Below are 11,503 nucleotides of genomic sequence, written 5' to 3'. Positions count from 1 at the left end.
ACCCCCGACCGGGAGGCAGCACATGGCCGTCCGCAACAACCCGTACGGCGCCTTCAACTTCCTCGTCCGCCTCGGCGACGCCGCCGGCGAGGACCAGATCGCCGGCGGCTTCTCCGACTTCACCGGCGCGGCCAACGAGGTCAAGTTCTCCGAGTACCGCAACGGCAACGACAAGGAGAACCACGTCCGCAAGATCGCCAACACCAACATCACCGACGACGTCACCCTCAAGCGGGGCATCATCGGCGACCTCCGGCTGTTCAACTGGATCAAGGACACCCGGGAGGGCAACTTCGACCCGCGCACCGTCGTCGTGACCCTCTACGACGAGGCCCGCACCCCGGTCTGCGCCTGGACCCTGCACGCCGCCCAGCCCAAGAAGTGGATCGGGCCCACCCTGGCCGGCAAGGGCGGCGGCGAGGTCGCGATGGAGGAACTGCACCTCGTCGCCGAGCGCATCGACTTCGCCTCGCTGTGAACGGCCCCGTGCCCGGCGGCCCGTCGAACGGCCCGGCGACCGACCCGGCGAACGGCCCGGCGGCCGCCCGGGCCGCCGCCCCCGGGCTGCGGCTCGGCGCCCCGGGCGTCTACCGGGACACCCGGCGCCCGGCGCCGGCCCCGCGGCCGGTCCGGCTGGACGTGGCCGGCTTCGTCGGCGTGGCGCCGCGCGGCCCGGTGGACCGGCCGGTCGCCGTCGAACGCTGGACCGACTACCGCCGGGTCTTCGGCGGCTTCGAGGGCCCCGGCCTGCTGCCCCACGCCGTCCGGGCGTTCTTCGCCCAGGGCGGCAGCCGCGCCCACGTCCTGCGGGTCTCCCCGCTGCCCCGCGCCCCCGACCCGGCCGCGCTGGCCGCCGTCGCCCGTTACACCGTCCGGCTGGCCGGCCCGGAGCCCGGCGCCGGCGCCGTCGAGCTCGGCCTGCGGGCCGCCGACGAGGGCAGCTGGGGCGGACGCCTCGCCGTGCGCTGGGAGTTCGACGCCGCCGGGCAGTTCACCGCCAGGGCCGACGGCACCCGGCTCCCGCTGCCCGACGCGCTCACCCTGCCGGCCGGCACGCTGCTGCGGGTCCGGGGGCCCGGACTGCCCCCGGCCGGCGAGCTGCTCCACGTCCGCACCGTCGAGGACACGCCGCCGCGCGGCCGGACGGCCCTGCTGGACCGGCCGCCCGGCGCCGTGCCGCCCGACGCGGGCCTGACGGTGGACGTCGTCACCGCCACCGTCACCGTCACCGACGCCGACCCGGGCCTCGCCCGTGCGGAACGCCTCACCGGGCTCGGACTGGCCGCGGCGCACCCGCGCTTCGTCCGGCGGGTCCTCGCCGAGGAGTCCCGGCTGATCGCCCCCGACGGCCCCTGGCCCGAGCGGCTGGCGCCACCGGACGCCTCCCTGCCCGCCGTCGACGCCGCCCCGGCCGGCCCCGGCGCGGACCGCTGGGCCTGCGTCACGGCGGACAGCCTCTTCGGCGACACCCCGCCCGAGCTGCTGCCCGTCGGCGGCGACCAGGGCGTCGACGAGGACGCCCCCGTGTTCGTCGGCATGGACCGGCTGGCCCTGGAACCGGAGGTCGCCCTGCTCTCCGTGCCCGACCTCTACTGGGACTACCGGGTGCCCCCCGCCACCACCGACCCCCCGGAGCCGCCCCGGCCCGGCGCCGACGGGCGCTGCCCGCCCCCGCCCGTCCCGCTGGTCTACCCGGCGCCGCCGGAACGGGCGGTGCTGCTCGACGGCCGCGACCCGGAGGCCCTCGCGGAGGTCCTGCGCCGCCAGCGCCGGCTCGTCGACCTGGCGGAGCGCCAGCGCCGCTTCGTGGCCCTGCTGGACGTGCCGCCCGGACTCCCGCTGCAGCTGACCGCCCGCTGGCGCTCCGGCTTCGACAGCTCCTACGCGGCCGCCCACCACCCGTGGCTCGGCGTCGTCGACCCGGCGGACCCGCAGCAGCGGGCCGTCCTGGTGCCGCCCTCCGCCTTCGCCGCCGGGATCACCGCCGACCGCGAACACCGGCTCGGCATCCCCTGGGGCCCGGCCAACGCCCTCGCCGCCGGCGCCGTCACCGCCGCCGACCTGCCCGGCCCCGCCGAGCGCGACGAACTCCACCTGCTCGGCGTCGACGTCTTCGCCGCCGAACCGGACGGCTTCCGGCTGGCCTCCGCCCGGACCCTCTCCCGTGATCCGGACTACGCCCAGCTGAGCGTCCGTCGCCTGATGACGATGCTCCGGCTCACCCTCGAACGCCAGGCCCGCGGCCTCGCCTTCGAACCCGACTCGCCGCAGCTGCGCACCGAGCTGACCGGCACCGTGACACGACTGCTGCGCGACCTGTTCCGGGCCGGGGCCTTCGGCGGGGCCACCGAGGCCCAGGCCTTCTTCGTCCGCTGCGACGAGGAGCTCAACCCCGCCTGGTCGCAGGGGCTGGGCCGGCTGGTGGCCGAGATCGGGGTGGCGCCCGCACGGCCGCTGGAGTACCTCGTCCTGCGGATCGCCCAGGACGCCGACGGCGACGTACGAGTGGCGGGGTGACCGATGGCCGCGCTGGTCCAGGGCTTCAACTTCCGGGTCTCGCTGCGGCTGAGCGGCACCCCGGGGCCGACGGCGACGCCGCCGCCGGCGCTGACCGGGCAGGCCGCCGGGGCGCCCCGCCCCGGCGCCGGGGCACCGGGCCCCGCCGAGGGCCCGGCCGAGCGGCTCGGTGACGGCGGCTTCCAGGAGTGCACCGGACTGGAGCTGGAGCTGGAGCTGGCCGACCACCCCGAGGGCGGCCGCAACGACGGGACGGTCCGCGGCATCGGCCGGGTCAAGCTCTCCCCGGTCGTGCTCAAGCGCGGCATGCTCGCCCCGACCCCCGGCGGCCGGGCCGACACCGCGCTGTGGGACTGGCTGCACGGCATCGCCACCGGCGAACGACGCGCCGCCCGCTACGACGGCGACATCGAGGTCCTCGACCCGACCGGGACGCGGACCGTCGCCCACTGGCGCTTCACCCGCGGGCTGCCCGTCAAGCTCACCGGGCCGTCGCTCAACGCGCGGACCGGTGAGATCGCCCTGGAGGAACTGCACATCGCCCACGAGGGCCTGCGACTGGAGGGCTCCTGATGGCCGAACTGGCACACGCGACCCTGCAACGCCTGCGGGTGAACCGGGCCTCGGCGAAGGACGCGCCACCGCTGGTCAGCGGCGACGGACCGGCCGTCGGAGTCCAGTTCAACCCCGTCTCGCTGCGGCTCAGCCGGAACAACAACGTCGACCGGGGCGGGACCAGCACCCGCACCCAGAAACGCCAGAACCCCGCGCAGGAGGGCGCCACCCTCGCCTTCGACCTGGCCTTCGACACCGCCGAACAGGGCGGCCCCGACGGCTACGTGGACGTCCGCGAGTGGACGGCCGTGGTCCGCCAGTTCGTCGAGCCGCCGCCGGACCGGAAGGGCGATCCGCCACCCGTGGTCCGCTTCGTCTGGGGGACGTTCCGCTTCGACGGGATCGTCACCCAGGTCAGCGAGGAGCTGGACCTCTTCGCCCCGGACGGCACCCCGCTGCGGGCCAAGGTCGCCGTCACCGTCGCCGAGCAGGACTTCGCCTACGAGGCCAACGAGAAGGGCGCCGGTCGGCGCGACGCCCGGGCCGCGACCGACCCGGGCACGCCCCGGCCCGGCGCCACCCCCGGCACCGCAGGGACGAACCGGCCGCAGCAGGTGGTCCAGGCCCTGGCCGGGGAGAGCGCCCAGCAGTTGCTGGCCCGCCTGGGACTCGACCCGGCGGCCTGGCGCGGGGCGATGAGCGGGCTGGACAGCCCGCTCGCGCTCACCGCCGGGTTCGGCGTCCGGCTCGGCGTCGAGGTCGAGGCGGGCGGCGGCGCCGGGCTGACGGGCGGTTTCGCGGGCGCGGCCGCGGCCACCTCGGTCGCCGGGCTCGCCGGGGCCCTGGGCCTCGGCCCGGAGGGCACACCGGAGGGCACCCCGCCCGCCCCGGGCACCCCGCTCGCTCCGGGGAGCGGTGGGACGGCCGGGGCGGGGGCGGGCGGTCCCGACGACGCCACGGCGGCGGGCTTCGCGCTCTCCGCCGGCGGCGGGATCGCCGCCTCCGTGGCGACGGTGGTCGCCGCCCGGGCGGCCCGGGCCACCGACCAGGCCCGCGCCGCCTTCGCCGTCCCCGCTGCGCCCGGCGCGGCCGCTCCGCCGCCGGGCGCGGAGCCGGCGGACCCCGCCCCGGGCACCCCGGCGGCCGACCCGCGCGCCCTGACCTACGGCCGCGGCGTGCCACTGCGCGGCCGCGCCGACCCGGGCACCCTCGCCGAGGGCGCCACCGGCGGCGCCCGCAGCCTGGCCGGCCGCGCCCGGGCCCAGGAGACCCCACCGCCCGACGGCCCGACACCCCCGTGGGAGCGGCTGCCCGCGGACACGCCCGCCCGCACCGCGGCGGACTGCGAGCAACGCCGTCGTGACGCACCGCCCAGCACCCTGAGGTGGCGGCCCTAGGGTCGGTCTTCGCCCTCCCGGCGTCACCCGCAGACCGACCCGGGGCCGCGTCCGACGAGCTCCCGGCGGGCCCCGCCGAGCCCCCGGCGGGCCGGCCGCACCCGGCGGGAACCGGTGGAGCAGTCCCGAGGAGGCCTGCGATGAGCGTGCACATCGGCGAAGTCCACACGGACGTCGTCCCCGTCGGCGCCGCGGCGGCCGCCCCGGCCGCCGACCGGGGCGGCCCGCTCCGGGAGGCGGAGCGGGCCGGACACCTGCGCGCCGCGCTTGAACGGGCGCACTGGCTCGCCGCGCGGGTCGCCGCGGAGGGCTTCGATGACTGAGCCGGCCGTCACCGCCGTCGCGCCGGTCTTCACCGTCGGCGGCGAACTCGTCCGCGACCTCGGCCGGGACTGCGTCCGCCTGGAGGTCCGCGAGGGCGTCGAGGGCCTGCGCACCCTCCAGGCCACCTTCCTGGCCAGCGGCATCGGCGCCAAGGGCCCCCAGGAGCGCCTGCTGCACCTGGACGGCCGCACGATCGACCTCGGCAGCGCCCTCAAGGTCGCCCTCGGCCCCGACGCCGGGCAGCGGACCGTCTTCGAGGGCACCGTCTCCGCCCTGGAGCTGGTCCTCGGCGACGGCGACCCGCCGGTGGTGGTCGCGCACGCCGAGGACGCCCTGATGCGCCTGCGGATGACCCGCCGTTCGCGCAGCTACCCGCGGGTGACCGACGGCGAGATCGCCGAGGCGCTCGCCCGCGAGCACGGCCTGAGCGCCGACGTCGACGTGCCCGGCCCGCGCTACGACGTCGTCCAGCAGCTCAACCAGAGCGACCTCGCCCTGCTGCGGGAACGCGCCCGGCTGCTCCGGGCCGAACTCTGGTGCACCGGCACCACCCTGCACCTGCGCACCCGGGAGACCAGGCCCGGCACCGCCGTCACCCTCGTCCTCGGCCGCGACCTGCTGTCCGCCCGGCTGACCGCCGACCTCGCGCACCAGCGCAGCGAGGTGGTGGTCACCGGCTACGACGCCGCACGCCGCGAACCCGTCGAGGAGCGGGCCGGGCCGGAGGCGGTCGAGGCGGAGACCACCGGCGGCCGCACCGGCGTCCGCCTGCTGGGCCGGGCGCTCGGGCCCAGCACCTCGCTGCGCGTGCGCGAGGTCGCCCTCGACGCCGCCGAGGCGGCGGCCTGGGCGCGCGCCGAGATGCTGCGCCGCGGCCGGCGGTTCGTCCTCGCCGACGGCCTGACCAACGGCACGCCCGACCTCGTCGTGGGCAGCCGGCTCACCCTGCAGGACGTCGGCGCCGCCTTCGACGGCGGCGGCTACCACGTCACCCGGCTGTGCCACGGCTTCGACCTGGAGCACGGCTTCCGCACCCGCTTCGAGGCGGAGCGGGCCACCCTGAACGAGGTGAACTGATGGCCCTGCCAAGCCCGGCCGACGGCGCCGCGCCCGGCTACCACGGCGCCTACCCCGCCCTGGTCACCGACATCGTCGACGAACAGCGGCTCGGGCGGGTCGAGGTGCGCTTCCCCTGGCTCGGCCTGGACGGCGACCGGGACGTCCGCGCCTGGGCCACGCTCTGCTCGCCGTACGCCGACCACGAGCAGGGCCTGCTCGTCCTGCCGGAGGTCGGCAGCCAGGTGGTCGTCGTCTTCGAGGCCGGCAACCTGCGCCGGCCGTACGTGCTCGGCGCCGCCTGGAACGGCCGGGAGAGCCTGCCGCACGAGCCGGAGGCGGCGAACAACGTGCGGCTGCTGCGCTCGCGCGCGGACAGCCGGCTGGAGTTCGACGACACGGCCGGCGCGGCGAAGGTGCGGATCACCATGGCCTCCGGGCACCAGGTCAGCCTCGACGACGCGGCCCAGACCGTCACCGTCCGGCACGCCGGGGGCTGCGAGATCCGGCTGACGGCCGCCTCGGTGGAGATCAGGGCCACCACGTCCGTCGACGTCACCGCGCCCGTGGTGAACGTGGACGCGCCGCTGGCCGCCTTCAGCGGCACCGTCCAGGTCGGCACCCTGGTCGCCGAGCAGATGGTGATGTCGCCGGCCTACACGCCGGGCGCCGGGAACATCTGGTGACGGCCCCGCCGCACGGGTTCCGGCTGCGGGCGCCCTGGTACGTCTGCGAGAGAGGCGGCTTCGACCGCTTCGACCCGCGGGCCGACGCGCCCGCGCTCCAGAAGTACGACGCCCCCGACTTCGTCCGCCGGCTGGTCGCGGACCCGCGCGCCTCGCTCGCCTTCGACCCGGTGGAGGACGTGTACGCCTACCCGGTGGCGGTGCCCGCCGGGCAGACCGGGCGCGGGCGGCTGCGCTTCGCCACCCACACCATGGCCGTGACCCCGCTGCGCAAGCTGTACCAGCCCGCCCACCAGCGCTTCTACGCGGTGGTCGTCGAGCTGTTCTGCGACCGGCCCGGCCTGCCCCGGCCGGGGGCCGCGGCCGACGGGGCGCAGCTGCGGATGGTCCTGCGGCGCCAGGAGCGCACCGTGCCCGACGCCGGGCGGGCGGCGGTGCGCCGGCTGGCGAAACGGCTGACCACCGACCTGCTGGCCGCCCGGGGGCTGCGGCCCGGGCACCTGGCCGACCGGGACCTGCCGAACCTGCTCTGGGCCGACGACGCCTACCGGGCCCGGTTCGAGGCCGAGCACGCGGACCTGCTCGCCGGGCTCGCCCCGCCCGTCGTGCAGAGCTGGACCACCGGCCCGAAGGGGCCGCACTGGGTGCCCACCGGCACCGCCGGCCCCGACGGCCGACCGGAACCGGAGCAGGAACTGACGATGTGGCGGCTGCCGCGCCCGGGCGGGGAGTGCGACCGGGCGGCCACCCGCTCGCTCTGGTTCGGCCTCGTCCCGACCCTCTCCGGCGAGCACGACGACGAGGGCCGGCCCAAGCTGGACGACCAGCACGTCTACGAGATCCACTGCGTCGCCCGCCGGCCGCCGGAGCCCGGCCACGAGCACTGCCCGCCGCAGGAATCCTGGAGCGCGGCCACCGAACCGTTCAGCCTGGCCGCGTTCTACGACCCGGAGGGCACCAAGAACCGCAGGGTGTCGATCACCATGCCGGACCTCAGGGCCCTCGCGGCCCGCGCCGGCCGCCCGACCGGCCCCGGCGGGGTCGCGGTCACCAGCCCGCCGGGCTCCCAGCTGCCGGTGACCGGCGAGATCCCGAAGCCCGGCAGCGGCCAGGCCGGCGGCACCGACTTCCGGATCTGCACCTTCGCCCTCGAACTGTTCACGATCGTGGCGTTCTTCCTGTTCAGCCTCTTCCTGCCGATCGTGGTGCTCGCCTTCCAGCTCTGGTGGCTGCTCGCCCTGCGCTTCTGCCTGCCCCCGGACGCCGTCGCCCTGGGCGCCCTCCAGGCCTACTTCAACGCCCCCGGCCACGACCTGGAGACGCTGCTCACCGGGCCGGGGGCGGACAACCCCGGCCCGGACGGCCTGGACCGGCTCCTCGGCCGGCCCGGAGCGACGGCCGCCGCGGCCGCCACCGCGGAGTTCCGGCCGACCGCGGCCGGGGCCGACCCCGCCGCCCAGGCCGCGGCCGCCGACCTGGTGGCCGCGCTCGACCCGACCACCGCCGTCGTCGCGGCCCCGCCGCCCGTCGAGAGCTCCCCGCCCGATCCGCTCTGCGGAGGTGACCGTTGAACCCGGACCCCACTGCCCTGGCAGCCTGCTGATGGCGGCCGCGACCGGGGCCCGCGACGTCAGGGCGCCCGCACCCGTGCCCAGGGCGGCGCCGCCCGCACCCGCCGCGGCCCCGGCGGCTCCGGCGGCCAGCGGCCTGGCCGACCGGCTCTCCGGCGTCGTCCCGCGGAGCCCGGCCACCGCGCCCGCCCCGCCCACCGCAGCCTCCGCGATCGCCGCCGAGGTGCCCGAGGACGTGCTGGAACTCCAGGGCGGAGCCCTGGCGCCCACCCCCGCGGTGACCGAGTACCTGGACCGGAAGGGCGCCGAGGGCGGCCCCGTACGGGCCCGGCTGGGCACCCTCGCCGCCGGGACCCTGCACCTGCGCAGGACCGACGAGGGCCTCACCACCGGCCCCGGCCGGGACCACCGGACCCTGCCGCTCGCCCACCCCTTCCTGCTGCCGCTCACCCGGTACGGCATCGAGCCGGTGCTCGCCGTCCGCGTCCAGGGCGGCGTGCTGGAGGGCCACGCCTCCGCGCTGGTGAAGGGCAGACTGCTCACCGGCCCGGCCGACCTCCTCGGTCAGGTCGTCGCGCACGCCGAGCAGCTGGGCCTCGCCGGGGTGGGCGGGCTGACCCTGCCGGCGGTGGAGAACCGGTTGGACGGGCCCCGGCTGCTGGTCCGGGCGAACGGGCTGCACTTCCGGCTCGGCGGCTTCCTCGACGCCACCGGCTCGATCGGCCTCGCCGACGAGCTGGTCGCCTTCGACGCGACCGCCACCGGGACGGTGCCCGGCCTCGGCGCGATCGTGCTGCCGGTCAAACGGGAGCCGGACGGCCGGCTCTCCGGCGAGGCCAGGGTCGAGGTGGCCCTGCGGGGCTTCCAGGGCACGGTGACGGCGGCCTTCGCCGGCGGCGCCGTCGACGTCCGCGGCACCGTCCACTACACCAACGACAAGTTCGACGGGGAGGTGACCCTGGTCGCCACCGACGAGCGGACCGCCGACCGGCTGACGGGCGAACAGGTCACCGCGGCGGGTGCGAAGGCGGCCGCGCCGCCCGTGGCCGCCGCCGCACCGGTCGAGGCCGACGGCGGTGCCCCGGCCCCGGCCGGACCGCAACCCGGTCCGCGGGTGGTCGCCGGCTGGGGCACCGTCCGGGTGCGACTCGCCGAGTGGTTGAGCGGTGAGGCGCTGGTGGTGGTCGACCACCACGGGGACGTCACCCTGGTCGGCAGGATCACGCCCCGGATGACCAGGCCGCTGTTCGAGCAGAAGGACTACGTCAAGGCGCTGCCCAAGCTGGAGGTCCGCGCCCTCTACGGCATCCCGTTGGTCGGCAACGTCTTCGTGTTCGCCGACATCGGCCTGGAGCTGCTCGCCAAGCTGGGCCCGGCCACCCTGGACCGGATGGAGCTCACCGGCACCTGGTCGACCAAGCCCGAGGTGCTGCGGGACTTCGGCGTCACCGGCACCCTCACCGTCTCCGCGTTCGCCGGCGTCCGGCTCGTCGCCGAGGGCGGCGCGGGCCTCGAACTCGTCGGCCACGACATCAAGGCCGGGGTCGCGCTGAACGCGCTCGCCGGGATCCGCGGCTACGTGGAGGCGACCCCGCGGATCGGCTATCGCGAGGTCGCCGACCCGAAGGCGGGCAAGCAGGGCGAGTTCTTCATCGGCGGCCACCTGGAGGTGGCCGCCCAGCCCTTCCTCGGCCTCGGTGGCGACCTCTTCGTCGCCCTGGTCAGCCCCTGGTGGTCCCCGGCACCGAGCCACCGCTGGACCTGGCCGCTGTTCCACCTGGAGTACCCGCTCCCCGGCGAGTTCGGGATCGGCGCCGACGTCGAGCACGTCCTCGGCTCCGGCCGGGTGCCTGAGGTCACCTTCGGCGAAGTCTCCTTCAGCGCCGACAAGTTCATGACCGACCTGCTGAACGACCAGGTCCCGAAGAAGACCGGCCGGGAGGAGCGGAAGGCCGGGTCCTGGGGCGAGGGCCCGCGCTCGGCGCCGGCCGCCGGGAGTGCCCCGGCCCGGGCCCCGGCCGCCGCCGGGAAGCCCGCAGCGGGGAAGACGGGAGCCGGAAAGCCCGGACCAGGGAGGGCAGGGGCCGGGAAGCCCGGGCCGGGCCGGGCCGCACCGGCGGCCGCGAAGCCCGGGCGGGCCGGGGGCCGGGGCGCGGACGCCGGCGAAGTCCCCGACCAGGCCAAGGAGAAGCGGTGGCAGGGCGGCCTGCAGGCGATCGGCGCCCTGGCCCAGGAGTCGCTCGCCGACCCCTTCGAGGAGGAGGAACTCCAGGAGGCGCTGGCCGGGATCAGGAAGACCCACGGCTTCACCCGGCTGGCCGCCGAGCGCGAGGGCGGCGAGTGGCTGATCGACGCCCGGATGAGCCCCGAGACCAAGCGGAAACCCCGGCTCAGGGCCACCAACCACGTCTACCGGGGCGGCCCCTACAACGAGTTGGGCAAGGCACCGGCCAAGAAGGGCGGGCGGCGGCGCGCCGTCAAGGGCACCGAACGCAACCACATGCCCGCCTGGAAGGCCGTCAAGGACGCGCAGTCCTCCGGCGGCAAGGCCACCGCGGCCAGGAACAAGCTGAACGGCATCACCCGGTACACGGCCCCCGCCATCGAGATGGACACCGCCGACCACCGCAGGACCAGGAGCTGGGGCTCGGGCGCCGACGCCGCCGACTGGCGCAAGCAGCAGACCGACCTGCTCCTCGCCGGGAAGTTCCGCCAGGCCGTCACCAAGGACGTGAACGACATCCGCGGCTTCCTGCCCGCCGGCCGGAAGGACAAGTACGACGACGCCATCAAGGAGATGCGCGCCACCCTCCCGCCGGGCTGGTGACCGCCGCCCCGCAGCCCGGGCCGTCCGGGCTGCCGCGCCGTCCGGGCCGCCCCGCCGCCGGGGGCCTCCCGCCGCCCCGGCCATAACGCGCCGGTGACGCCCCGCCGAGCATCATCGACGGCATGGCAGCAGCTGACGCTCCGGCAGGAGCACCCGCCGAGGAGTGGCTCGGCACCGGGATCCGGCTGCCCTTCCGACCGCAGGCGGGTGCCGGCGGGCCGGGCGGGGGGCTGGCGAGGGTGAGCGGGGCCGAGCTGGTCCGGCAGTCGATCGAGACGATCCTGGACACCGAGCCCGGCGAGCGCGTCATGCGGCCCGACTTCGGCTGCGGACTGCGCCGGTACCTGATGGCGCCGAACACCGCCGCCACCCGGGCCGCGCTCCGGGAGGAGATCGAGCGGGCGCTGACCCGCTGGGAGCCGCGGATCCGGGTGACCGGGGTGTCCGTCACCCCGGGGGAGGAGCCGACCATGGTCTGGATCGACATCGGCTACGCCCGCCTCCCGGACCTGCGGCCCGACAACCTCGTGTACCCGTTCTACCTGCGATGACGAACAGGGGGTGAGCCGG

Annotated in this window: 10 protein-coding genes; all 10 read left to right on the top strand. The window is 77.0% G+C overall.

Annotated elements, in window-relative coordinates:
• The first annotated feature begins 22 nt into the window (after nucleotides 1-22).
• Nucleotides 23-478, top strand: a complete 456-nt coding sequence (locus ACFYUY_RS07515) for a phage tail protein (protein WP_387898899.1) — start codon at nucleotides 23-25, stop codon at nucleotides 476-478.
• Nucleotides 475-2,517 (top strand): phage tail sheath C-terminal domain-containing protein, encoded by a 2,043-nt coding sequence (locus ACFYUY_RS07510; protein WP_387898896.1) that lies wholly within the window; start codon nucleotides 475-477, stop codon nucleotides 2,515-2,517. The genes ACFYUY_RS07515 and ACFYUY_RS07510 overlap by 4 nt, the downstream gene beginning before the upstream one ends.
• A 3-nt stretch (nucleotides 2,518-2,520) precedes the next feature.
• On the top strand, nucleotides 2,521-3,090 hold the full coding sequence (locus ACFYUY_RS07505) for a phage tail protein (protein ID WP_387898893.1): 570 nt from the start codon (nucleotides 2,521-2,523) through the stop codon (nucleotides 3,088-3,090).
• On the top strand, nucleotides 3,090-4,469 hold the full coding sequence (locus ACFYUY_RS07500) for a hypothetical protein (RefSeq protein WP_387898891.1): 1,380 nt from the start codon (nucleotides 3,090-3,092) through the stop codon (nucleotides 4,467-4,469). Before ACFYUY_RS07505 ends, ACFYUY_RS07500 begins: the two co-directional genes overlap by 1 nt.
• Before the next feature lie 140 nt (nucleotides 4,470-4,609).
• The gene (locus ACFYUY_RS07495; protein WP_360216131.1) at nucleotides 4,610-4,792 is read left to right on the top strand and encodes a hypothetical protein; all 183 of its coding nucleotides are present in this window, start codon (nucleotides 4,610-4,612) and stop codon (nucleotides 4,790-4,792) included.
• On the top strand, nucleotides 4,785-5,870 hold the full coding sequence (locus ACFYUY_RS07490; RefSeq protein WP_387898888.1) for a phage late control D family protein: 1,086 nt from the start codon (nucleotides 4,785-4,787) through the stop codon (nucleotides 5,868-5,870). Before ACFYUY_RS07495 ends, ACFYUY_RS07490 begins: the two co-directional genes overlap by 8 nt.
• Nucleotides 5,870-6,535, top strand: a complete 666-nt coding sequence (locus ACFYUY_RS07485) for a phage baseplate assembly protein V (protein WP_360216125.1) — start codon at nucleotides 5,870-5,872, stop codon at nucleotides 6,533-6,535. The genes ACFYUY_RS07490 and ACFYUY_RS07485 overlap by 1 nt, the downstream gene beginning before the upstream one ends.
• Entirely contained in the window at nucleotides 6,532-8,106 is a 1,575-nt protein-coding gene (locus ACFYUY_RS07480) for a hypothetical protein (RefSeq protein WP_387898884.1), read from the top strand. The genes ACFYUY_RS07485 and ACFYUY_RS07480 overlap by 4 nt, the downstream gene beginning before the upstream one ends.
• A 31-nt stretch (nucleotides 8,107-8,137) precedes the next feature.
• Nucleotides 8,138-10,933, top strand: a complete 2,796-nt coding sequence (locus ACFYUY_RS07475; RefSeq protein WP_387898881.1) for a hypothetical protein — start codon at nucleotides 8,138-8,140, stop codon at nucleotides 10,931-10,933.
• A 122-nt stretch (nucleotides 10,934-11,055) separates the two neighbouring features.
• The gene (locus ACFYUY_RS07470; protein ID WP_387898878.1) at nucleotides 11,056-11,484 is read left to right on the top strand and encodes a GPW/gp25 family protein; all 429 of its coding nucleotides are present in this window, start codon (nucleotides 11,056-11,058) and stop codon (nucleotides 11,482-11,484) included.
• The last annotated feature ends 19 nt before the right edge of the window (nucleotides 11,485-11,503 follow it).

This window comes from Kitasatospora sp. NPDC004745, assembly GCF_042873275.1.
Taxonomy (GTDB): domain Bacteria; phylum Actinomycetota; class Actinomycetes; order Streptomycetales; family Streptomycetaceae; genus Kitasatospora.
The sequence above is the reverse complement of the archived record's forward strand: the minus strand, read 5'-3'. Positions and strand labels throughout refer to the sequence as shown.